This window comes from Rhodoglobus sp. G.S.4 (genome assembly GCF_056619605.1).
The window spans coordinates 1,842,655-1,865,328 of sequence record NZ_CM152748.1 but is presented as its reverse complement, the minus strand read 5'-3'; the positions used below and the strand labels follow the sequence as shown (position 1 = coordinate 1,865,328).

General features: G+C 58.0%; 29 protein-coding genes. 25 read left to right on the top strand and 4 right to left on the bottom strand.

What is annotated here, in order from left to right; genetic code table 11:
* Window positions 1-522 precede the first annotated feature (522 nt).
* The 7 genes from AC061P_RS09085 (at window position 523) to AC061P_RS09055 (ending at window position 3,833) form a co-directional block, all read left to right on the top strand.
* Window positions 523-963 (top strand): hypothetical protein, encoded by a 441-nt coding sequence (locus AC061P_RS09085; RefSeq protein WP_480391011.1) that lies wholly within the window; start codon window positions 523-525, stop codon window positions 961-963.
* A gap of 61 nt (window positions 964-1,024) precedes the next feature.
* Entirely contained in the window at window positions 1,025-1,336 is a 312-nt protein-coding gene (locus AC061P_RS09080; RefSeq protein WP_480391010.1) for a hypothetical protein, read from the top strand.
* Complete coding sequence (locus AC061P_RS09075; protein ID WP_480391009.1) at window positions 1,333-1,758, top strand: hypothetical protein; 426 nt, start codon at window positions 1,333-1,335, stop codon at window positions 1,756-1,758. Before AC061P_RS09080 ends, AC061P_RS09075 begins: the two co-directional genes overlap by 4 nt.
* A complete protein-coding gene (locus AC061P_RS09070) occupies window positions 1,758-2,234 on the top strand; it encodes a single-stranded DNA-binding protein (protein ID WP_480391008.1) in 477 nt (158 codons plus the stop codon). Before AC061P_RS09075 ends, AC061P_RS09070 begins: the two co-directional genes overlap by 1 nt.
* A 187-nt stretch (window positions 2,235-2,421) precedes the next feature.
* Window positions 2,422-3,039 carry a hypothetical protein gene (locus AC061P_RS09065; RefSeq protein WP_480391007.1) on the top strand — a complete coding sequence of 206 codons (618 nt, stop codon included), beginning with the start codon at window positions 2,422-2,424 and terminating at the stop codon, window positions 3,037-3,039.
* The gene (locus tag AC061P_RS09060) at window positions 3,036-3,311 is read left to right on the top strand and encodes a hypothetical protein (protein ID WP_480391006.1); all 276 of its coding nucleotides are present in this window, start codon (window positions 3,036-3,038) and stop codon (window positions 3,309-3,311) included. The genes AC061P_RS09065 and AC061P_RS09060 overlap by 4 nt, the downstream gene beginning before the upstream one ends.
* Before the next feature lie 276 nt (window positions 3,312-3,587).
* A complete protein-coding gene (locus AC061P_RS09055) occupies window positions 3,588-3,833 on the top strand; it encodes a hypothetical protein (protein WP_480391005.1) in 246 nt (81 codons plus the stop codon).
* Window positions 3,834-4,056: 223 nt separating this feature from the next.
* Here AC061P_RS09055 and AC061P_RS09050 read toward each other — a convergent pair whose 3' ends face one another.
* Window positions 4,057-4,569: a hypothetical protein gene (locus AC061P_RS09050; RefSeq protein ID WP_480391004.1), complete on the bottom strand. Its 513-nt coding sequence runs from the start codon at window positions 4,567-4,569 to the stop codon at window positions 4,057-4,059.
* A 165-nt stretch (window positions 4,570-4,734) separates the two neighbouring features.
* On the opposite strand from AC061P_RS09050, the gene AC061P_RS09045 reads away from it, so the two are divergent.
* Window positions 4,735-5,073: a hypothetical protein gene (locus AC061P_RS09045; protein ID WP_480391003.1), complete on the top strand. Its 339-nt coding sequence runs from the start codon at window positions 4,735-4,737 to the stop codon at window positions 5,071-5,073.
* Window positions 5,070-5,705: a hypothetical protein gene (locus AC061P_RS09040; RefSeq protein ID WP_480391002.1), complete on the top strand. Its 636-nt coding sequence runs from the start codon at window positions 5,070-5,072 to the stop codon at window positions 5,703-5,705. The genes AC061P_RS09045 and AC061P_RS09040 overlap by 4 nt, the downstream gene beginning before the upstream one ends.
* Window positions 5,706-6,048: 343 nt before the next feature.
* On the opposite strand, the gene AC061P_RS09035 is transcribed toward AC061P_RS09040, so the two are convergent.
* Window positions 6,049-6,279: a hypothetical protein gene (locus tag AC061P_RS09035; protein WP_480391001.1), complete on the bottom strand. Its 231-nt coding sequence runs from the start codon at window positions 6,277-6,279 to the stop codon at window positions 6,049-6,051.
* Here AC061P_RS09035 and AC061P_RS09030 point away from each other — a divergent pair.
* Window positions 6,278-6,409, top strand: a complete 132-nt coding sequence (locus AC061P_RS09030; RefSeq protein ID WP_480391000.1) for a hypothetical protein — start codon at window positions 6,278-6,280, stop codon at window positions 6,407-6,409. The two genes, AC061P_RS09035 and AC061P_RS09030, sit on opposite strands and share 2 nt — an antisense overlap.
* Before the next feature lie 20 nt (window positions 6,410-6,429).
* On the opposite strand, the gene AC061P_RS09025 is transcribed toward AC061P_RS09030, so the two are convergent.
* Both AC061P_RS09025 and AC061P_RS09020 read right to left on the bottom strand, forming a co-directional pair.
* Window positions 6,430-6,762 carry a hypothetical protein gene (locus AC061P_RS09025; RefSeq protein ID WP_480390999.1) on the bottom strand — a complete coding sequence of 111 codons (333 nt, stop codon included), beginning with the start codon at window positions 6,760-6,762 and terminating at the stop codon, window positions 6,430-6,432.
* A 404-nt stretch (window positions 6,763-7,166) separates the two neighbouring features.
* Complete coding sequence (locus AC061P_RS09020) at window positions 7,167-7,556, bottom strand: hypothetical protein (protein WP_480390998.1); 390 nt, start codon at window positions 7,554-7,556, stop codon at window positions 7,167-7,169.
* 758 nt (window positions 7,557-8,314) lie between these two features.
* Here AC061P_RS09020 and AC061P_RS09015 point away from each other — a divergent pair.
* The 15 genes from AC061P_RS09015 to AC061P_RS08945 all read left to right on the top strand — a co-directional run bounded on the left by AC061P_RS09015 (window position 8,315) and on the right by AC061P_RS08945 (window position 22,624).
* On the top strand, window positions 8,315-9,997 hold the full coding sequence (locus AC061P_RS09015; RefSeq protein ID WP_480390997.1) for a hypothetical protein: 1,683 nt from the start codon (window positions 8,315-8,317) through the stop codon (window positions 9,995-9,997).
* Between the two features lie 33 nt (window positions 9,998-10,030).
* A complete protein-coding gene (locus AC061P_RS09010; RefSeq protein ID WP_480390996.1) occupies window positions 10,031-11,320 on the top strand; it encodes a phage portal protein family protein in 1,290 nt (429 codons plus the stop codon).
* Between the two features lie 490 nt (window positions 11,321-11,810).
* Window positions 11,811-13,076, top strand: a complete 1,266-nt coding sequence (locus AC061P_RS09005; RefSeq protein WP_480390995.1) for a head maturation protease, ClpP-related — start codon at window positions 11,811-11,813, stop codon at window positions 13,074-13,076.
* A gap of 1 nt (window position 13,077) precedes the next feature.
* Window positions 13,078-13,440: a DUF2190 family protein gene (locus tag AC061P_RS09000; RefSeq protein ID WP_480390994.1), complete on the top strand. Its 363-nt coding sequence runs from the start codon at window positions 13,078-13,080 to the stop codon at window positions 13,438-13,440.
* Window positions 13,441-13,477: 37 nt separating this feature from the next.
* Window positions 13,478-14,377, top strand: coding sequence for a phage major capsid protein (locus AC061P_RS08995; RefSeq protein WP_480390993.1), 900 nt, complete (start codon window positions 13,478-13,480; stop codon window positions 14,375-14,377).
* Window positions 14,377-14,724: a hypothetical protein gene (locus tag AC061P_RS08990; protein WP_480390992.1), complete on the top strand. Its 348-nt coding sequence runs from the start codon at window positions 14,377-14,379 to the stop codon at window positions 14,722-14,724. The genes AC061P_RS08995 and AC061P_RS08990 overlap by 1 nt, the downstream gene beginning before the upstream one ends.
* Window positions 14,725-14,743: 19 nt before the next feature.
* Window positions 14,744-15,103, top strand: coding sequence for a hypothetical protein (locus AC061P_RS08985; RefSeq protein ID WP_480390991.1), 360 nt, complete (start codon window positions 14,744-14,746; stop codon window positions 15,101-15,103).
* An 88-nt stretch (window positions 15,104-15,191) separates the two neighbouring features.
* On the top strand, window positions 15,192-15,515 hold the full coding sequence (locus AC061P_RS08980; protein ID WP_480390990.1) for a hypothetical protein: 324 nt from the start codon (window positions 15,192-15,194) through the stop codon (window positions 15,513-15,515).
* 346 nt (window positions 15,516-15,861) lie between these two features.
* Window positions 15,862-16,131, top strand: coding sequence for an HK97 gp10 family phage protein (locus AC061P_RS08975; protein WP_480390989.1), 270 nt, complete (start codon window positions 15,862-15,864; stop codon window positions 16,129-16,131).
* Complete coding sequence (locus AC061P_RS08970; RefSeq protein ID WP_480390988.1) at window positions 16,124-16,555, top strand: hypothetical protein; 432 nt, start codon at window positions 16,124-16,126, stop codon at window positions 16,553-16,555. The genes AC061P_RS08975 and AC061P_RS08970 overlap by 8 nt, the downstream gene beginning before the upstream one ends.
* A 60-nt stretch (window positions 16,556-16,615) precedes the next feature.
* On the top strand, window positions 16,616-17,182 hold the full coding sequence (locus AC061P_RS08965; RefSeq protein ID WP_480390987.1) for a phage tail tube protein: 567 nt from the start codon (window positions 16,616-16,618) through the stop codon (window positions 17,180-17,182).
* 86 nt (window positions 17,183-17,268) lie between these two features.
* Complete coding sequence (locus AC061P_RS08960; RefSeq protein WP_480390986.1) at window positions 17,269-17,670, top strand: hypothetical protein; 402 nt, start codon at window positions 17,269-17,271, stop codon at window positions 17,668-17,670.
* Window positions 17,671-17,714: 44 nt separating this feature from the next.
* Window positions 17,715-17,975 (top strand): hypothetical protein, encoded by a 261-nt coding sequence (locus AC061P_RS08955; protein WP_480390985.1) that lies wholly within the window; start codon window positions 17,715-17,717, stop codon window positions 17,973-17,975.
* An 18-nt stretch (window positions 17,976-17,993) separates the two neighbouring features.
* Window positions 17,994-20,378 (top strand): tape measure protein, encoded by a 2,385-nt coding sequence (locus tag AC061P_RS08950; RefSeq protein ID WP_480390984.1) that lies wholly within the window; start codon window positions 17,994-17,996, stop codon window positions 20,376-20,378.
* Entirely contained in the window at window positions 20,378-22,624 is a 2,247-nt protein-coding gene (locus AC061P_RS08945; RefSeq protein WP_480390983.1) for a phage tail protein, read from the top strand. Before AC061P_RS08950 ends, AC061P_RS08945 begins: the two co-directional genes overlap by 1 nt.
* Window positions 22,625-22,674: the final 50 nt, after the last annotated feature.

Here is a 22,674-nt window from a genome sequence, read left to right as displayed (position 1 = left end):
GCCCCTGCCTGTTGGCTACGGAGACGCGGCAGCAGCGGCAGGCTCTCGCCTCAGTCGTGGATGGGTAAATAAGCGTTGTCCCGATTGTCATTTGTTCGGGTGGGTTCCGGGTCGATTCAAGGGTGAAGTACCTACCCGCATGGGACCGCATGATTCACAGGCTGCTGATGCGCGGTTGCTGGCGATCGCAGCAAAGAACCCGATTGATGCTGACTTGCTGGATAGGGCAAGGCGTCACAACGGCGGGTATCTCCCGCTTGGTCATTTGTTCATTGGAGTCGCTGGGCATCCTGACGACGACGAATGCACGTACAGGGCAAACGGCACGGACGAGACCTATTGCGGTGAGCCAGAAGCCAACCACGACCCGCACGATTCAAACACCGACGGCCTAGATGACTGCCCTGCTTGTGATGCGTCCTTGGCTTCCTGCAGTAGGTCGAATCCGTGCTGTGCCGATTGCACTCACGCAGCGAATTGGCCACCCCGTAAATCGAATGTTTCAGCATCGGAGCAAAGCGCATGAGTCACATACTCGAAATCAAGATCGATAAGAAGTTTGGCGAGAGCCATTCAGTCACGTGCACAGAGCCAGATGCTGCTGACTGTCGGCGTTGGTGTGAAGAGCCACAATGCGACCGCATGATGGGCGCAGGCCATGACGAGCACAACCTCGTGGTTGTCCCTTGCAGTATTTCGGAGTGGTTCAACTGGGATATCACGGCTTCGATCGAGGGGTATACGGGCGAACCGACAGTTCTCAGAACGGCGCCTATCGAGGTGACGGCTTGCGGCGAGGAAGGTTTCGAGTGGCACTATGCCGAAGAGGTAGTTGCTGTTCCGGGCAAGGCGCAAGTGATGAACCGGGCGTGGGAAAAGTTCCCGCAGGTTGATGCTGAGGTAGTGGCGGACATCGTGTCGGCCGTGTGGGACGCAGCGCTCGCGGAGGTGTCTGATGCCTGAGTTGTTGAAGCGTTTGACGCCGGTGGCTCGTAAGCCTCATCGGTGCAGCTGCTGTGGGGGTATGGCTGTTCATGCTGGTGATCGTTATGACCGGTCGACGTATCTGTTCGATGGTCGGGTTTATGACTGGGTGTCGTGCCTGCCGTGTAAGGCCGTGACGGATCTCGTTTTCGAGTGGGCGCCCTATGGCGATGACGGCATCAGTCCCGACGATTACCGCGACTGGGCTACCGAGATGTCCAACGATGTCGTGCATGGCGAAGCGGCTCGCGCATGGCTTCTCCGTGCCGGCATCACCCTCGCAGTTCCACTAACAAGCAACACCACAAAACCCGCGGCGCTCGCGGAATCGATCAAGGAGAATCAGCGATGAGTTCGACATTGACGCATCAGTACACAGGAACACTCACGATTGTCGAGTGCGCCCACTGCCATATGGATTGCGGGATGACACCTGAGTTTGTCCAGCAGCGCCGTAATGATCACAAGACGTTCTACTGCCCTCAAGGTCACAGTCTCAGCTATGAAGGCAAATCAGAGGCCGAAAAGCTGGCCGAGCAACTCGCTCGGGAGAAGAAGCTTCGCGGATGGTCAGAGACCCGGCTGACCGCGACGCGTGACCAGTTGCAGGCGACGGAATACTCGCTGCGCTCACACAAGGCGGCAAAGACGCGCATCAAGAACCGGATCGCTGCAGGCGTGTGTCCGTGCTGCAATCGCACCTTCCAGAACGTGGCTGCCCATATGGCTGGCCAGCATCCTGACTTCGGTCACAACACAGAAGAGAGCAACTAATGGCCGGCGAGACAGTTGTTTGCGTGATTGGGAACCTGACCAGCGATCCAGAACTTCGATACACGCAGGGTGGTTTGGCGGTAGCGAACTTCACCATTGCCAGTACTCCGAGGAACTTTGATCGTGCGTCGAATGAGTGGAAGGACGGCGAGGCGTTGTTCTTGCGTGCGTCGTGCTGGCGTGAGTTCGCGGAGCATGTTGCGAGCTCACTGACCAAGGGAACGCGTGTTGTTGCGCAGGGTCGACTTCGTCAGCGGTCGTATGAGACAGCTGAGGGGGAGAAGCGTACGAGTTTGGAGCTCGAGGTGGATGAGATTGGTCCGAGCTTGCGGTATGCGACTGCGCAGGTGGTGCGTGCGCCTAGGGATGGTTCGCGGACGCAGCAGCAGTCTGAGCCTCAGTCGGCACCGTCGACGAGTGGGCAGGAGCCGTGGGCGCCGCCTGCTGGTGATTATTCAGACGAGACCCCTTTCTAGCCATGGCGATCTTCAATGGCACCGGTCGGGTGCATGGGAATGGCAGAAGGTCTGATGTCTCTGTTGGGCAGTGCAAGCGAAGTTGTTGTTGGACTCAGTTTGGGCATTCGACTGTGCGTGACCAGATTCCGGTGTGGCATCGCGACGCGTGCCGGTGCCATTCCCCAGAAAAGAAAGAGGTTGCTTGATGTCTGATGTATCTATAACCGAACTGATCGCGGAGCTAAAAGTTCAGTTACGTGGCGAGGGTCAGCCCGGACACCCCGGCGAACATATCAGCGTGAACGAAGCGCAAGAAATCGTTGATGAAGTGTTCGCGGATGCTTTGGAGCGTGTGACCGTACCGAGCGAGAACGAACGGGAAACCATCGCTAACCTGATATTGGCACTCAGGGGCAGTCCAGCCAATGCAATGGGTCACTGGCCGAGCATCGAAGATTGTGGCTCTGCGGCTGACTTTCTGGAACGGATCACTGCTGACTTTCCCCTCACCGCCCAGCAGATAGCCGCCGACGACGACAACGAACCAGTTTCACTTCACGTTGCGTACGAAGACCTCAAAGCCGAGTATGCCGAGTACCGCAGTGCTATGCGCACGCGGCTAGTCCGTCTCCCTGTCCCGGTAGAGCCTGAATGGGAGTACGGGGTGGATGCGACCGAATTGCATGGGTTCTACACGGTGGAAGAAGGTTTCGATACCGCATCTGAGGCGCAGGAAACGCTACTGACCGGATCACACGTTGTCAAGCGAACCCCTGCCGGCTCATGGCTTCCCGTACCGCACGAGACAGGAGAGAGCGCATGAGTGAGACGTACCGCACGACAACCAACTCAGTCCGGGCGCTCAAGAACGCCATGGCTTTCAATAGCCGCGACTGGGCCGCAACCAAGGTGGACGCATGGCTGTACGGGATCGTTCTCGGATGGGACAAAGACTCAATTGATGAAGTCGCCAAACGCCACGGGTGGGATGAGTTTGACGTGTCGATCCTGTGGAAATTGCACGAGCATTTTCAGTCCATGTCAGAGACGGAATCAGAAGAATATCCGCGCATAAAGGCGAGAAGGGAAAGCTGATGGGTGTCAATGATGCTGCGGAGATGCTTGCGGTGGCTATTGAGGAGTGCATCCGTTTGGAGCGGGAGGTTGCGGCGTTGTATGCGCAGGCTTCTCGTGAGTTGGCTCGGTCGACTACTGCTGATGGTGAGTTGCGGGGTATTCATCAGATGGAGTTGTTCGGTGATTGTGTGGAGTGCGGGCAGCGGTTTCCGTGTCGGACGGTTCAGGTTTTGAATGTGGTGCAGGGGCGAGGTCGTTTGGGTGGGCCGGCGTCCGCGGCGGAAGGTGCGAGTCATGAGTGACAGCCAGTGGGGGAGGCCGGGTGCTTCGGCGTTCGATGGGTTGCAGGAGTCTGCGGATCCGGCGACTGATCCGCACATGTTCATGGCGGCGAACAACATTGGTGAGTCTGATTTCCGGTCGGCGTTGACGGAGTATCGGAGTTTAGACACTGGTTATGTGGGCTCTCCGTGGGCGATGGATGAGATTGGTGTTTTGGCTGCTGATTTCATCAATTGGTATCGGTGGGAGCGGTTATGAGCGGCACGATTACTCCGCCTCCGCCGCCTGCTCATCGTTGCTCGGGTCGTCCTTTGGCTGATGGCTTTCCTGCGGGCACGGTGTGGACGTGTGATGACTGTGGGAGGAAGTTTGTTGTTGTTCAGGGTGCTCAGTACAACGAGGCATATTCGGCGTGGCGTGTGCTGACTGAAGCAAACTCGAACGGGGTGGATCGATGAGAGCGGTGCTGGTGGAGCGCAAGTCACACCATGCGGATCGTTTTCTCGCGAGACGCGTTCGTGTCTTCGTCGCGCCATGTGACGTTCGCACGTGGTGCGGGGCCTCCGAAGCCCATGATCGCGCTAAAGATGACGTACTCGTTCACGTCCAGGCGTGCACTGAAGCTATCGCTGGTGACGTGCATTCTCTCGAGTGGTTCCATGACTACATCGAGCGCTGCGATTGTTCCAACGTTGACGAGTCGCCAGAGATCACCGCGATGCCGAACGACTTGCCATTTCACATGTCGTGGTGGGATCTTCGCTTCCTCGATGGCGTTCGCTCGTTCTTGAGCTTCGGCTTGTCGGATGAAAGCAGCGTTGGCTTGTTTAGTGAGAGTTTCGGCTGCGTCGCGCGCGTCTCGCGATTCGTCGCGCGCGGTCTCTGCGGCGATTTGCGAGGCTCGGGCAGATTTCGCTTGAACGATAGCGGCAACAGCCGCTACGCCTGCGATAACAACGCCACCAAACGTGACAATCAGTGCAGCGATTTCCATGGTGGGCACTCTATCGATAATCGGCAGCTCGCTGCAGTGCGTGTAGCTCGCCGTCAAGGACTGGGTAACGAGATGATCGGAATGGGCGAATGAATCCTGGGTTGAATGAGTTCTTGGCGGCGGTTGGTGCAATCCGCGCTGCGGACATCGAAGGAGGAGTCCACGATGCTGACTAGCGAAGAGCGTGCCGGCATCCGTGCCCGTATCGACAACTGCCGCACCTACAACTTCGGGATGCGTGATGCTGACCGTCTGGCACACGAGGACGCAGACACCCTCTCGGCGCCGCTCGCCGCTGTGGAGGCTCAACTCGCAGCTATCGAGAAGGTACTCCAAACGCCCGTATTCCTCCGCACACGACACAACGGGTACACCGTCGAGGACTACTCCCGACCACTGGTCGAAGCAAACAAAATACGAGACGCACTCACACCAACAAACGAAACAACAAAGGACACGGCGCTCGCGGCAGCCAACGCTGCTAAGAAGGGAACTGAACGATGAGCGTAGACACCACGGAGTTGACTCCTCGCATGAAGCAGCTGCGGGCGCGTAAGCACCTCGAGCAAGCACCTACCCTCATCGGGCACATACTCACCCTTGTTATGCCGGCAGGGGGAAGCGGAGGAGACAAGGTATCGGGCACACGGGATCCTCAGATGCCGTTGAACGCTCAGGCGCTAGAGGATGCGAACGACCTCTACGCTCAGCTCGTGAACTTCGCGGTGAGTCATGCGCGTGCCCTGGGGCTGAACCCACCGGGCAGTACTCTCGGTTGGTCGCGTCGAGATCAGGACTGTGACGGGTTACCGTCGTGGGCTACGGCAGGGGACGCGGCGGCGCTCACGAATGATGTTACTCAGTGGCTGATTGCTGGTGGAGACCGGATCGCGAAGCTCAAGGCTGCGGGAAACTATTTCGATGACGTCCGCGACCTCATTACGCCGCTGTATGGTCGCTATCCACAGGCAGAGAGGGTTCCTGCATTCGCGTCGCGGGAGTGTTTGGTGTGTGGCCGACGCACTGTGATCGTGAACTTTGCTGACGATAGTGATTCAGTGTCTGTGGCCTGCGCGTTCTGCGGGTGGGCTGTGCCCGATGCTGGCATCGAACGCTATATCGAGGAAGCAAAGTAGGGGTTTCGTTGCCGAGCGGACAAGAAGGCGCACCTGCAAGGCAGAAGGTGCCGTTTCGGGACTTGGAGGATAAGACCGATATTTGGTGGTCAATCGACATCGCTGCAGATCATCTAGAGGTGAGTCGAGCAACGATTCTTCGTTACGTTCGTGCTGGGCTGAAGTTGTGGCCGGGAAAGCTATTGCGGCGGGATCAGGTGCTTGCGGTGTATCGACAGCGCTCAGTCAACTCGCGCGCGACACGCTACAAGAAAACTTCCGCATGATCTCAGGCATGTAATCGAAAATGCTACGCTAGCGCTACGCGACAAGTGACACCCTGAGGAATCAGGGTGTCTGTCATTTAACGCATCGTCACCTGCTGGCTATCGGCAGTGACCAGATCGAGCATCATCGATCTCACTATCTTCCCGCTCGCGTCGAGCCTCAACTGAACACCTGTTCCTGCACAACACGAGCCGACCACTTGGCGTTCGTCGTGTGGATGCCAAGGTGACACCTCTAGGTGATTGTCAAACGCGGCGACGAGCGGGAACCCTTGAATTTCGCCGTCAGCATTCGCGGGAGGCATCATGGCGGACTACATCGGACCCAACGGCGAGATCTACTCCACCAACTCAATCCGTGCCCGTATGAGCAGAGCTGCGCAAGAAGCGGCAGACCGCATCATTGCTCAGAATCAGGAGGATCCAGAGCAGGGTTGATCTTGCTGGATGACGACTAGCTAAAGCAGCCCACGCTTCTTCAATCGCTTCTTAGCCCGCATACGTTTTACTGCATCCACAACAACGAACGGCGCAGCAGTCGGGTTGAGAGCACCCACCTCAGCCAGCATGGACGGGCCAGAAACACGCTCAGCATCTTTCAGGTCACGCTGTGCTGCATGGGCTTGCAGTTTTTGGGCAAGGTCAGCAGACAATGCTGCACGTTGCGCACGGATCGTCGCCGTATTTTCGGCGTTCTTCTCTTTGCGCAATATTTCGCTCAGACGGTACTTTTCCTTTCGGATAGCCTCACGTCGTTGAAACTCTGCTTTCCGCTCATCTCGTGATTTCATACCGCCACACTAACCACTTTTCGTTGGCGGCCCCTGGCGGATAAATGTCGGGGAGTAGGCACTCACGTTCTTGGAGGATCCGATGGCTGGCGAACGAAAAACCACGCGAGCATTCGTGAAGGGTCGCGACAGCTTCCGAGATCGCTGTGCGGCAGAGAACGCGTGCTGCTGGTTGTGTGGCATGCGCCACATTGACTATGAGGCACCTCATGACGACTATAAGAACGACGACAGGTTCCAGCTAGACCACGTCTATCCTGTGTCCACGCATCCTGAGATGCAACATGATGCGACTAACTGGCGTGCGAGCGCAGCCGGGTGCAACAGGGAACGCGGCAACGGAGATCCTCACCCACCTTTAGGGCTTCTCAGCCGTCAATGGTCCTGACCGATAGAGTGACGCGCTAGCGAAGCAGGGTCACTGGAAGTTCAGTCTGATTGTCCACACCGTTGACGTGGCTGAAGGCATTGATAGCACCGATCTGTTCTAGGCCAAGCCCAGCGTCGCGGTATGTGACCACAATCGATGATCCCGCAATCGCGACGGCGTCGGCGGTGTAGTTGGCTTGGGTAACACTGGCGTTGTCCCAGACGTGTGCGGTGGTCTCAGTGTGGAACCGAACGCCGAATCGTTTGCCGCCGTTGCCATCGGGCCCGTAGTAGTAGACCTCATACCCGAAGTACTCGAAAGCTCCCGGTACCGGGTCGCCTAGACCCCACGTGATGATGACGCTGTCGGCTAGTTCTTCGACGAGAACGGATGTGACGATTCGGGGCAGCGGGTCGTTGGTCATGACCAACAACTTAGAGCAAGTAGGGTGACCACCGCACCAACTACGCTCAAGCTTGTCGCTTGGTGCTCGACAGCTTTCAATGCCATTTACTCGTGTAAACGCCGTGTGGCGCAACCTCGCCCTCTATATACCGCGTCTACTTCTACGCCTCGGTCGAGCAGCTGAAAAATCCAGCATCGGCCGAGCCACGGGACACCTCCCTCACTGGCTGTTCCTCTCCCCCCGCGTTTTTTTGTCATTTTCCCCACGCTTTCTGGTTTGACCGGCGCTCATTTATTTTGGGGGACAGCGGTATTCGATTTCGCGGGCTGAGACTGCCTGCCGTGAATTTCCGGGGGACATTGGATAGAAGCTCGCCGCCGTGAGCGACTTTGAGTGCTGTATCGCGGAGGTGATTTCGTTGGCTGGTCGCAAACACCTAATGGCGGTGAACCGTGCGATTCGTGCGGCGAACTTAGACGAGTCGGGCATTGATGCGCCTCTGGCTGAGCTGTTGCGTGACTTAGCTCGGCAGATGGATCGTGCGAGGGATGATGGGCCGCCGACGAGATTGTTGGCCGCGTATCTGTCGGCAACGAAGGATTTACGGCGGGCGACGTCACCCCGCAGTTCACGAGCTCGTTCAGTAGCCGAGGCCGCGGGGCCGGACGGTGACTCTGATTCGCCTCCCCCTTTGAAACTTGTGGAGGAGTCACCACTTGACCAGGTCAGGAAGAACAAAATCCGCGCTACCGGATAAATCGATCTACGAAGAGACTGTGTACGCCAGCGCGAAAAGGTACGGCAAGCATGTCGGCGCCACAGAGCCGCGCCTGTTCACTAAACCGTTGCGTGAGCTGACACCTGAGACATCGCATGGCTTCTCGGTGATCTCATTCGCGTTGACTGTCCTCGGGGTTGTTCTATATCCCTGGCAGCGCGCATTACTGATTCGTGCGCTCGAGCTCAATGAGGATGGAACTTACCGGTTCCGGAAAATCTTTGTGATCGTGGGTCGTCAAAACGGGAAGACAACGTTGCTGACGGTGTTGGCGCTCTGGTGGTTGTTCGTCGATGCGGATAGCTTCCCTGAGCATCTTCCGGCGAATGAGTTCTTGATCTTGGGCACTGCCCAAAACTTGGACATCGCTGAGGAAGCATGGGATGCGGCACTAAGACGCTGTGATCCAACTGCTGAAGAAGATGATCAGGAGTTCGTCGTCGATTGGCTTGCCAACGAGACGCGTAAGCCGGTGAAGACAAACGGGAAGAAATCTCTCCGTTTGCGCAACAACGCGAAGTATGAGCCGCGTGCGGCATCGCGAATGGGCGGTCGAGGTAAGTCAGCAGCGCGCGTGATCATGGACGAGATGCGTGAGCAGCAGACATGGGACGTGTGGGGCTCGGTTTCGAAGACCAAGAATGCAATCTTCAACTCTCAGCTCTGGGGTATTTCTTCGGCCGGTGATGTGAAGTCGATTGTGCTGCAGACCCTTCGCAACGGTGCGATTCGCACTATCCGTGAATTCGATGCCTATGTCGAGACTGGTATTCAGACGATCGAGGAGTTCGCCAATAGCCACGATCTAGCGACGGCCCTTTTCGAGTGGTCCGCGCCAGAGAAGTGCAAACTGCTCGACCTCGATGCAATCCTGCAGGCGAATCCTTCCGTCGGCTACAAGCCGATGTTCTTTGACTCGATCTGGTCGGACCTGTTGGGTGATGAGCCAGAACACACGAAGCGCACGGAGATCCTCTGCGACTGGGTCACGTCTCGAGAAGAACCTTTCTTGGATGGTGAGGCGTGGGCAGCGTGCGCCGATGCTCCTGTGCTCGACGATGCGGGAAACGTGATCGAGGTGGGTTCGCAGATAACTGATGGCGCACGTTCTGTGCTGGGTATTGCTGTGTCGGGAAACCGCTCGATGTCATTCATTGGTGTCGCCGGGGAACGCGAAGATGGTCTTGGCCATGTTGAACTGATCGCGCAACGTGCCGGCGATCGTTGGGTGGAAGCACACATGGTGCAGATCCGCGAAGTTACCGGCATCAACGAAGTTGCGATTCAGGCTTCTGGTTGTCCCGCTGCCGATTTGGTGGATCCGTTGAAGAAGCTCGGATTTGTGGTGCACGAGATCCGACAGACAAGTCTTTTGAACTCTGCGGGTCGTTTTAAGACTCGTGTCGAGGATCGTCACCTTCGCCACCGTTCGCAGCCGGCACTGAATATGCCGGCCGAGAACGGCACGACGAAAGACATCGCGAACATGCCGGTCTGGGACTTGTTCAAGTCGCCGGTGGACAACGCTCCGATAAATGCGGTGACGAATGCGCTGTATGCGCTTGAACAGTTGCCGCCGGAGGAGAAGAAGCCAGTACCGTCGCCGCCTCCAACGGCAGAGACGATCACACGCGACGATGTCGCCCAAGATGAAGTGAATTTTGCGGGGGTTGCCTTTTAGGCACTCCTGCTCAATTTCAATGAGGAGGCCGCTTTGCCCGAGATCGGATACCAGGCGGATGCCGGACTCATCGGTTGGGGGAGTCTTGTTTCAGAAACGCACGAGACGAACCCTGATCTGCAGTGGCCTAACTCGATCGATGTTTTTGACCGGATGCGGCGCGAGGATCCTCAGGTCAAGTCGGTGCTGCGTGCGGTGACTTTACCGATCATGCGCACCAGCTGGGTGATCGATGGTTCCGGATGCAAGCCCGAAGTGGTGGCTCTTGTTGCTGGCGATCTTGGTTTGCCGGTCAAGGGCGAACCGTTTGTGGCACCGCTGCGCACGAAGGGTCGTTTCTCGTGGGAGGAGCACCTGCGTTTGTCGTTGTTGGAGCTGGTTTATGGGCACTCGTTCTTTGAGCAGGTCTATGACCAGAGTGCCGGCCGCGCCCACATTGCGAAGTTGGCGTGGCGGCCGCCGCGCACGATCTCCGATGTGGACGTCGCAAAAGATGGTGGTCTGGAAGCGATCAAGCAGCACGGGTATTCCGGTAGCAGTGTCGAGGTCAAGATTCCTGTCGATCGTCTCGTTGCGTATGTGAACGAACGTGAAGGTGCGAACTGGCTAGGTGAGTCACTGTTGCGCTCGGCATACAAGATGTGGTTGCTGAAGGATCGCGTTTTGCGCATCCAGGCACTCGCTGCTGAGCGCAACGGTCTCGGTATCCCGGTCTACACCGGTGCAGATCTTCCCGAGAATGCGTCGGCAGAGGAACGTGATGCGTGGCTGAAGTCGGAGAAGGATTCCGGTTTGAAACTCACGAAGAACTTCCGTGCGGGTGAGGCTGCGGGTGCGTCACTGCCGCCGGGGTCGAAGCTCGAGCTGATGGGTGTGTCAGGCAAGCTGCCGGACACGGACAAACCGATTCGGTATTACGACGAGCAGATTGCGCGTGCGGTGCTGGCGCACTTCCTGAACCTCGGTACTGAGACTGGGTCGTGGGCTCTGGGGTCGACGTTTGCGAACTTCTTCACGGATTCGCTGAATGCTGTCGCGCAGCACATTGCGGATATCACTCAGCAGCACGTGATTGAGGATCTTGTCGATCTGAACTGGGGCTCAACGGAGCCCGCGCCGCGTCTGGTGGCGTCAGCGATTGGTGAAGATCAACCGGCTACGGCTGAGGCCATCAAGGCTCTCATCGACTGCGGTGCACTGACCGTCGATCCTGCTCTGGAAGCGTTCCTGCGTGCGAAGTATGGCATGCCCGTGAAAACAGCCACTACGAGCGACTCTGACGCGAGCCGCAATAAATCAACTGTGCCCAAGGAGGCTGCATGACACTCCTAGGAGCAGAATTCGGCAGGCTAAGAGTCGTCGAGGTGGCACCTCCACAAGGCACCCGCCGTCGTTTGATGTGGGGATGCGTGTGCGCATGTGGGCGCCGCGTCGTTGTCCGACAAGACCATCTGCGGTCTGGAGCAAGTGAGAGCTGCGGATGCCTGCAAGTTGAGCGCATCAAAATGTCCAACACCACACATGGCCACGCACGTGCATCGACTGTTGGCCAGACGCCAACCTATCGCACATGGGCAGACATGTTGAAGCGCACGACCAATCCGAACGCGAGCCGATGGGTCGACTACGGCGGGCGCGGCATCAGCGTCTGTGAGCGGTGGCGCAGGTTCGAGAACTTCCTAGCAGACATGGGCGAGCGGCCCGAAGGCAAGACGATCGACCGTATTGACAATGACGGAAATTACGAGCCCGGTAACTGCCGTTGGGCCACGCCGTCCCAACAGGCATTAAACCGCCGACCCAGGAGGACTGCATGACCGATAAAACGAAGCTACCGAACCGCTATTGGGGCAAGCTCACCCCGCCTGCCGCGAAGGCCGAGTTCTTCAACGCTGTGACCGCACCTGCACCTGCTGGTGCCGGCACCGTTGCAACGATCCGAATGTACGGCCCGATAGATTCGTACGGCGGCTACTGGGGTATCTCAACGAAGGACGTCGGCCAGGTCCTTGATGCTCTCCCCGAAGAGGTGACCCAGATCATCCTGCGCATCAACTCTCCTGGCGGCGAGGTATTCGAGGGTGTCTCCATCCTCAATATGCTGCGCGCTCACAAGGCGAGTGTGACGGCCGTTGTGGACGGTCTAGCGGCTTCAGCTGCTTCTGTCATCGCTGCAGGGTGTGATGACGTCGTCATGTCGCCCGGTACCCAGATGATGATCCACTCACCGTCAGCGATCGTCTGGGGTGACGCTGCCGACATGCGAAAGACAGCAGATGTCCTCGACAATGTCGAAGCTTCGCTGATCGAGATCTACTCGTCGAAGGCCGGTGAGAAGGACTGGTCGGCACTTCTTGCCGCTGAAACGTGGCTCACCGCTGCGGCTGCTGTGGAGATGGGTCTCGCTGACCGTGTCGCAGTAATTCCCGACGCGGGCGAATCGGAGACGGTCGGCGTTGACGGCATCGACGACCCGCTCGATGACGGCGATGAAATCGAGGACTGGACTGCGCGACTCCCGGGCGCCCAGACCTCTGTGCGGGTCGCTGCCCGTACCCCTAATCTCCCGAGCTCGTCCGAGCCGGGTAACCCCAACCGAAAGGAGAACGCTGTGGCTTACAGCGATCTACAGGCTGGAATCCGCGAACGGCTCGGCATGACCGACGCCAATGCTTCCGACGAGACGCTGTTCGCAGCCCTCGACGAAGCACTCGAGGAACAGGCCGAACCCGCGACCCCGGTCGCAGCAATCCCAGAGGGTGCCGTTGTCATGGACGCCGACACTCTCGCTGATCTGCGCGCACAAGCCGCACTCGGCGCTCAAGCACGCGAACAGCAGCAGAGCGACCGACGCGACACCATCATCGCAACGGCGCTCGCGGAAGGGCGCGTCGCGGCGAGTTCGAAGGACAGCTGGCGTGCGCAGCTCGACAAAGACGAGGAAGGCATCGCTACGTTGCTGGGTTCGTTCCCGAAGAACACGGTGCCTGTGGCTGAGGTCGGTCATTCCGACACGGTGAACAGCGCCGAAGATGCCCTTTACGCGAACGCGTGGGGCTCGACTGAGAAGGAGGCCTGATATGGCTGACTACCTGCCCAAGTTCAAGCCGGGCCAGGCGGTGACGTTCAAGGCTTCTGCTGATGTGATTGGCGGTCGTCTGGTCGTTGTCACTGGCAGTCGCACTGTCGGTCCTGCCGGTGCGGATGCCAACGCTGTTGGTGTTGCTGGGTTCGACGCGGTGACGGCTGAGGACGTTACGGTCTTCACTCGTGCTGGTGGAGTGCACCCGCTGACGGCTTCAGGTGCGATCGCTGCTGGTGCGGAGGTCATTTCGGCTGTTGCTGGAAAGGTCGCGACTATCGGAGCCGGCACAAACCCCATCGGCACAGCACTTACCGCTGCGGCCGCCGACAACGACGTCATCGACGTCCTGTTCAACTGAGAGGAGTGACGAGACTATGGGTTCGTACACTTACCCGGTGAAGCACCCCGAGGGGACACTCACCAACGATCAACTGCACGCTCTGCTCGGCAATCCTCGTGTGATTGCCAAGCGTCTGCACAACCTCACACAGATGAAGTTCATTGCGGACTTCTTGCTGCAGGGGCGTTTCGATGCTTCTGGCGGTGGCGTGTTCTACGAGTCCGGCGAGGAAGGGTTTGCCTCGAGCGATCCTGAGTCTGTCGCACCTCTGGGCGAATACCCGAAGGTGGTCCTCGAGTCGGGCGAGATTGTCTCGGCGAGGGTCGTGAAGTGGGGTCTTGACACGGTCATCTCGGATGAGAAGATCAAGCGCCAGGGAATCACTTTCGTCAACAAGGGGCTCGTTCGCCTCAGCAACACGATCGTGCGTCACGTTGACTCGGTCGCGATGGCTGTCATCGCATCGAAGGTGACGAGCACGTTCGCGTCGCCATCGACGTGGACCACGGCTGGTAAGGCTGTTGAGGCTGTGATGTCGATTCAAGCTGCCCGTGCGGAGCTTGGTCTCGGTATCGACTTGTCGACGATCGTTCTGAAGCCGACGCAGTACGCCAAGCTCATTGGTCTTCTGATTGATGACAAGGCGCTTCCGCGTGAGTCTGGTGATACTGCGGTGCAGGGAAACCTTCCGGTGGATGCTCTAGGCCTCACGTGGGCGACCACACCGCATTACTCGGGCACCAACCCGCTGTTGGTGGACCGTGAGCAGCTTGGCGGCATGGCCGACGAGCCTCTGGGGGGTCCGGGTTATGTGGGCGCCGGCAATGTTGGTATTGAGGCGAAGTCGATTCGCAACGATGATGACGACAGCTACACGTTGCGCGGTCGCCGCGTGACGGTGCCTGTTGTCACCGAGCCGAATGCTGGTGTGACGATCACGGGCACGAGTCTCTGATGGCTGGCGCGCAGAACGGTCCTCAGGCTGGTCAGAAGCCAGCTGAGCAGGCGACAGCTGACGAGAAGGCTGCAGCTGAGCTGAAGGCTGCGGAGGAGAAAGCCGAAGCCGAGAAAGCCGAAGCCGAGAAAGCTGAAGCCGAGAAAGCTGCTGCTGAGAAGGCTGCAGCAGAGAAGCCTGAGACCAAGCCCAAGGGCTACCTGGTCACAGGTGCTGCGGTGATTCTCCGCACTGAAGACGGCGGGGAGCGGTACCTGTACCGCGGTGCCCCGGTTGATTCGGGCGCATTCGCCAAAGAAAGCATCAAGCATGCCCTCTCGATCGGTTTGATCGAGAAGGCAAAGTAACGAGATAGGGGGCGGTGGAGTGATTACACCTGAAGACATTCCTGATGTTGTGGAGGATGTGGCGCGACGGATCATTGTTGCGGCACGCTCCATCGCCCCCTGCATCGACTCATTCCTTGACGAGAGTGAGGAGAAGAAGAACGCGATCGCGATTCTGCGTGGTGTGGCCGCTGAGGTGCCTGCGCCAGGGTCGCGTCGTGTCCGCGCACAACGTATCGGGCCCGCTTCGGTGGATTACTGGGATGCGGGAACGTGGCTGCCGGAGGATCAACGTCTTCTGCGATCGCTGTGTTCGGCAGCATCTACTGCGGGTAACCCGGTGGGAAGCTTCCCGCAGGAGCGCCCTCTGGCCCGGTTGTGGCCGGAGAAGTACGAATAGTTTTCCCTTCACGGTCCTCCGTGTACAGATTTTGCGCAGTTGGCGCTGTCATTCCGGCTGTGCCGGCTGAAGTCGAGGAGTAGTAGCAATGTCACCAACAATGAGAAGCCCCCAAGGCAACACAATCACTGTCCCGAGAGCAGCGGTCGAGTTCTACACAGATAAGGGCTGGCTCGTTGCCGGACCCACGCCTCAACCCGACAGTGCACCCAACGTTCCGGAAAAGACCCTTCCAAGGATCCCAGCAGGAGTTCCTGAGGATTCGTGGACGGTGAAGCAACTCACCGATCACGCAGAACGTGAATCGATCGATCTAGGAACCGCCACCAAGAAAGCTGACGTTCTGGCCGCGATCGCTGCGAGCAAAGAACTGGCCGAACCCGAAGATGCTGTTGGTGAGGACGAGGTCTAATGGACCTCCCTCACGCACAAGCAGTGACACGCGCACGCCGAAAGCTGATCGCGGATCCTTACAACCCAACCAAAACCATACCGGGGCCGTGGGCCGACCCAGACACGATCCCCCTCAAAGGGTTTGTAGCATCGTCGTCGAGCTCCGCACTCAGAGACGCCACTCGCACGCAAATCTTGACTGCGAAGAGCCTCTACCTCTCAGACCCGACCGCGGACGTAGTTGTGGGCGATCGGATCCTCGTAGGAACAAACAAATACAAAATCGAAGCGATACCCGTCGCCGACATCAACCCATTCACCGGATGGCAACCATCCGTCGAAATACCACTAACGGGGGCCGAAGGATGAAATTCAACGAAGCCTACATTCCCGAACTGGGGAAGTCTGCAGCAGTGGAAAACATTGTGCGTGCCAAGGCAGAAGGCGTCGCAGCCGCAGCACGCACCAGCGCCCCCATCGACACCGGAGAATACCGCAACAGCATCGGCGTACAAATCGTGCGCACACCATTCCGAGTCGTCGCAAAAGTCATCGCAGACTCCGACCACTCCATGCTCGTCGAATCCCAACACGGAACCCTCGCACGCGCCCTCAACACGGTAAACCGTGACTGACCCCCTCGTCATCCAAGCCGACCTCGAGCTCTTCCTCACCCAGTGGTACCGAACCGCGCTCGCGGCACGTCCTGAAGCGGTGTGTCAGGACGTGGAAGTGGTGAATCGTGAACCGGGTCCTGGTGACGATTTTCCGGAGAAGCTGTTGGTGATTCGTGATGATGGCGGTCCAGATACGTCGGTCATCTCTGCCGAACGGGATGTGGGGCTCTCGGTTCTTGCGGGCACGAAGGAGAACCCGAAGGATGCGAACGATCTTGCGCGCATTGTTCATGCTCTCCGTACTCAGATACCTGCGGTCGCCGCCGGCAACCCTGTTGCTGCAGTGCTCGCATCAAACGGCCCGTTCCCTGTGGCGGAGTCGCAACCGCGAGCTCGTCGGTATATCACCGTCAGGTTCGCCATAGCAGGATCGCTGCTGTAATCCTTCATCCAATCAACTCGGCTCCCACCTGTGGGAGCTTTTCGCTTTTAAGGAGCAACCATGCCTGCCGATGCTTTTGGCAATGACGTTACCGCTGTAGGGATCCCGGTTACCGGGTTCCTCGGCTTCGCCCCCGCAGAAACTGCGTTCCCGACTCCAATCGAGGGCGCTGCCCCGGAGTTTGTGCTGCCCGTCGCTTTCAAAAAGGCGGGCTTACTCACTGAAGACGGCGGTTTCGAATGGAGCCTCGAAGCTGATGGCGACCCGATCAAGTTTTGGCAGGAGGGTTACTCGATTCCGTCTGGTCTTGCGAAGGTGACTGTCGTTGCCAAGCTCGCGCAGTATGACGCGATCGTTCGTGAGCTTGCCTACGGCAAGACTGCCGACGCCAATGGCTACATCACCATCGATGGTGGTGGCCATGCGACCGAATTTGTCGCGTTCACGGAAGAGATCTTCAAGAACGGGGTCATTCGTCGCCGAATCGCTGAGGTAACCGTCACCGCGATTGCGATCGACAAGTCCGAACGTGGATCAGTCAACGGTACACAGATCACTTTTTCGGCACGGCGTTCGGCGGATCTGGACAACGAGCACATTGGTGAGTGGCTCATTCTCCCGGCGTAACTGACTGCTGGCCGGGGAAGCGGATGGGATTCCCCGGCCAGCACCTTCCCCATTCACCCATCATCGCCCATCACGAAAGGCCCATCATGACAACCACAAAGAAACCAGCTCCGACTCCCGGCCCCAAGCCAGACTTCTTCGTCGTCGAAAACCATTTGAAGTGTCAGACCGACGAGGGGGAGAAGTCGATCGATCTCCGCATTCCTTTTGATCGAATCGAAATGCTGATGGAGATGAACGAAGGCACGATCGAGGACAAAAAGATGCCTCGATATGTGCTCGACAACATCCTCTGGCCGGAAGACAAGGCCACCCTCGAGGAGATGCGCGACGGGGCAAAAGTCATCCAGATCATTATGGAAGTCGCCAATCGCATCGGTGACCGGATGGGGGCCACCATGGGGGAATCCTCGGGCTCGCACGAACCGTCCGAGCCCACCGAGCAGCCCTCCGATTCGACTTCCGCCGCTACTTCGGACTCGCCCTAACTGACATAGGCGCCTCTATCCCCGTACGCGAGGCGATTGATCTGGTGGCTGAGCTTCGGCGCGAGACGGGTTCGCATTTGAATGCGTCGGAACTCGGTTGGGATATCGCCGCATCTTACGGGGAGGTGTACGCGTTTTTGCAGGCAAGTTCTGTCATCAACACCAACCGTGACACCAAAAAACACCCAGAGCGCATTGAGTTGCCAGCCCCGTGGCCATCGAAGCCGAATGCCGAGCAAGTCACGCCCGAGGAGCATGCCGCTTTGCGTGCGCGCTTGTTGAAACATTCAGCGTTCGCGCACTAACTATGATCGGAGTCCCGAATGTCACAGGTCGGATCTGCAGATGTTGCAATCTTCCCCACTTTCAAAGGGTTCCGTTCAACCGTTGTCAACGAGGTTGACGCTACTGCCTCCACATCGGGGAGTAAGTTCTCGTCGACGTTTGGTAAAGCTGTCAAGGGCGTCGGGGCTGGCATTGCTGTCGGTCTCGGCGCCGCTCTTGCGGGTGCTGCAGCTATTGCAAAGAAGGGGCTCGATCGAGCACTCAACCTTCAAGATGCGAAAGCTCAACTCACTGGTCTAGGCCATTCGGCGGAGTCTGTCGCGACGATCATGGGTTCAGCGTTGGACTCGGTGAAGGGTACTGCGTTTGGTCTTGACGCGGCAGCCACGATTGCGGCTTCTTCGGTAGCGGCCGGCATCAAGCCTGGTGAAGCGCTGACCCGCACACTGAAGCTCACTGCTGATGCGGCGACTATTGGAAAGTCATCTCTGTCTGAGATGGGCGACATGGTCAACAAGGTTGCCACTAACGGCAAGCTGACTACGGAAGTGTTGCAGCAGTTCCAGGGGCGCGGTATTCCACTGCTGCAGCTTGTTGCAGATCAGTACGGTGTGACTGCGGAAGCAGCTGCGGAGATGGTTACGAAGGGCGAAGTAGATTTTGCCACGTTCCAGCTCGCGCTCGAGAAGGGTGTTGGGGGTGCTGCGCTTTCCTCTGGGGCTACGGCGCGTGGAGCGTTCGCGAACATCGGTGCATCGTTTGGACGTCTTGGAGCGATGTTCACGGGTTCTGCCGTCGATGGTGCTCCCGCATTGTTTGTGGCGATCTCGAGTGCAGTTGATCGTCTGGCGGAGTCTTTGGAGCCGCTCGCGGAGAAGTTCTCGGGCAAAGTAACGCCGGCTTTGGAGAGACTCACGGAGTGGATTGAGGGAATCGACTTCGAGAAGGTCGGTGGTTCGATCTCCACAGTTTTCTCGATTATCAGCGACTCGGTAAAAGGCGTTATTGATGCGTTCAAGACTGGCGACTTCTCGAATCTGGGGGATACATTCGGCAAGATCGGCTCTGTTGTTCAGCCGTTGTTCCCGCTGTTCGTTTCGCTAGCTCAGGGAATTGGGGGTATCGCTGGATCTATCGGCGATGTCATCTCCGCAGGGTTGCCGTTGCTGGTGCCGTTGCTTGAGGGATTTGCTGCCGCACTGGGGTTCTTAGGCGATAACCCACAGCTGCTTGCTGCCGCTCTGGTGGCAATTGCTGCGGGGATGCTCGCATCTAAGGCTGCGATTATTGGCAACAACATTGCGATGGCTGCGTCAATTCCACTGCGGTATGCGGAGGTTGTGACGCGCTTTCAACTAACAACGGCGTTGAACGCGAACACGGCTGCAATGGCCGGGAACACTGCTGTTGAGAAGACCAGTCTCGCGACGAAAGCGGCAGGTATCGCCGCAAACGTGCGCCAGGTGGCTTCCACGGTCGCATCTCGCGTGGCAATGGTTGCCGGTACTGTCGCTACGGGGGTTGCTACCGCCGCGCAGTGGGCGATGAATGCGGCCCTGTCGGCTAACCCGATCGGTCTGGTTGTGCTGGCGATCGCGGCACTGGTTGCCGGCTTGGTCTACTTCTTCACCCAGACGGAGCTTGGGCAGGAGATATGGGCAAACTTCACCCAGTTCCTCACTGAGGCATGGGCGAACATCAGCGCGGTGTTCTCGACGGTCTGGAACGGCATAGTCGAGGTGTTCACGAACGTGTGGAACACGATTGTGGCAGTGTTCCAAACGGTCTGGTCAGTGATTGTGCTTCTAGTGACTACGTACATCAATACTGTTCTGAAGATCATCACAACAGTGGTCAATGTCATCTCGACTGTGTGGAACGCAATTTGGACCGGCATTAGTTCATTCTTCTCCGGGATATGGGAAAAGATCATTGGCGTCGTAAAGACGGTGCAGAACACGTTCAGGACCGTCTTTGGTGCGATCAAGGGCATCATCACGGGTGCGTTTGAGGGTGCGGTGAGTGCTGCGAAGGGTGCGATCAACGGCATTATCAACGCGGTCAATGGTGCGATTAGTGGAATAAACCGGGTGATCGGTGCCGTGGGTGGCGCCTTGGGTATTGAGGTATCGATCCCCAAGATTCCCCGTCTAGCGGCCGGCGCTACCGTGTTGCCGCGGGCGGGCGGCACGTTGGCGCTGCTGGCGGAGGCCGGTCGTGCGGAATCTGTTGTTGACACGGGAAAACTCAACGCGCTCATCGACAGCATTCTTCGGAATGCAAACGACTCAGATTCTTCTGCAGACGTTCAGGACCGTGCTCTTACGCAGCAGCCGATGGATCTTTCCGATTCGACGATTGAAAGGCTTGCACGCACGATGACGGGCTATTTGCGGGTACAGACAAGGCAAGGGGTGAGCTGATGACGAGCCCAAACACAACTTTCACGAAGTCGCTCGGTAGTCAGTATCAGCTTCGCTTGGCCCTTGATGAGATCTCGTACGATGCTGTGGCGAATACGTCCGTGGTGGCATGGGATTTGCGGCTTCGGAAGCTGGCGGGTTCCGGTTATGCGACAGGGAACTCGTGCCCGTGGTCGGTTGTGTTTGGAAGCACGACTATTGCGTCAAGCTCTATTGCTGGCTATAACTTTGTTGGTGTCACTGATGTTCTTTTGGGTTCTGGAACTCGGACGGTCGGACACAGTGCGGACGGGGCCCTCACCTTAGGTGCGGCTGGCGTCTTCACGGATGGTGGAAATAATTCGCCGGCCATAGAAGACGGAACGGTTACCGCGTCGTATCCGTTGACAACGCTCACTCAAGTTCCGGGGACCCCCACGTCGATCACGTGCGCGTACGTTTCTGACACTCAGGTGTCCGTGGGTTGGGCGCACAACAATGCGTCGAACGGTCAACCGGCGAGCGTTCAGATTCGCACGTCGGTGAATGGTGCTGCTTTCACTCAGGTGGCGTCTATTTCTCCTGCAACGTCGGTGACTATTGCGGCGGCGGTGAATCAGAAAGTGGTGGCGCAGGTTCGGGAGACGAACAGCGCTGGATCGTCAGCATGGTCGGTCGCCTCGCCTGCGGTGTACACGACACCAGCGCCGCCGACAAGTGCTGTCGCTGCGAAAGATGCATCGCTGAATGTTGTTGTCAGTTGGTCGCCACAAGTGGCATTTATCGAGCACCAACACATTGTGGAGCACGGAACTGTCACGGGTGGGGTGACGACCTGGGACGGTTCTGTTCTTGCGACGGTTGCGGCTGGGACTTCCGCCTTCACGCATACCGCCCCCGACGCGGGTAGCCAGCATGTTTACCGGATTTTCGCGAAGAACACCGGGACGGGCACGCTTACCTCTGTCAAGGTCACTTCGAACACAGTTCAATTGTTGGCTGCACCGAACAAGCCAACGATGCCCGCATTGGGTCCGTTCGTGGATAAAGCGAAAGCGTTTGTCGTTCCGTGGAATCACAACCCTGTGGATACGACGCCGCAAACCGCCTACGAGCTCGGTTATTCCACTGACGGGGGAGCCACCTGGTCGACAACCGGAAAGGTGACTTCGACCACGCCGAGCAAGACGTTCTCGGCGTCTACCTACGCGGCGGATGTGGCGTTGACCGTGCGGGTGCGGACGTGGGGTCAAGCGACCTCGGGAGGCTCCGAAGGTACAGGTGCGTCTCCGTGGTCTGATCTTTCCACGGTGACGTTCAAAACTCGGCCTGTGGTGACGATCATCTCGCCAGCGAATGCGAGTACTTACACGAAGTCTGCGCTAACCGTGCAGTTGGGATTCAACCAGGCTGAGTTGGCGACGTTCGTGAACGCGACGATCAGTCTCTATGATGTCACCCCGACTTTGTTGGAAACACTGGTGTCTAGCACGCAGGCATCCACGGTTTTGGGCAGCTCTGTAGCCAACGGGGCGTCTTACGCAGTCAAGGTGACAGTGATCGACTCGAACGGGTTGGTTTCGGATGAAGTCACCTCCACATTCGATGTTGCCTACACACTCCCGGTTCAAGCGGTGGTCACAGCGACCTACCTACCGGATTCGGGGATTGGGCAGCTCGACATCACGATTGCTGCTCCCGGGGCTGAGCAGGTTGCCGCCACGCTGGTGACGATCACGAGAACCATCGACGGGGTTGTGGAGACTGTTGTGGCTGAGTATCCGAAGGATGCGTCATTCACTATTCTCGATATGACCCCCACGATCAATGGCACCAACGATTACACGGTGACTACCATTTCGGTTGACGGTGCCACTGCGGACACGCTGGTGTCGATGGTGACGGCGGAACCGTTCTGGGCTTTCCTTTCGTCCGGTAGCGGGTTTTCAACAATCATCAGTTTCAAGGCAAACCTGCAATTTGGTTCCAATCCCACACGTTCATTTGGTTTGATGGAAGCCTCCGGTAGATCGCGCCCGATCGCCTTATTTGGTGAGTCAGGAACATTGGAGGTTTCCGGATCGGTGCAGTTGTTGGACAACATGGGGTCCACGCCGCAAGAAGTTGAGGTATTCATCCTGACCTCACGGATTGTCTGTTATCGGGATCCTTCCGGCCGGCGCATGTTTGGTGCGCTTACTGGCGCCTTGGACTCGCCGTCGTCTCATGCATCTGGGTTCCAGTTCAAAGTGAGTGAGGCATCGTGACGGTCGTTATCCCCAGCGGGGTTATACCGGTTCGATCTCTGACGACGAAT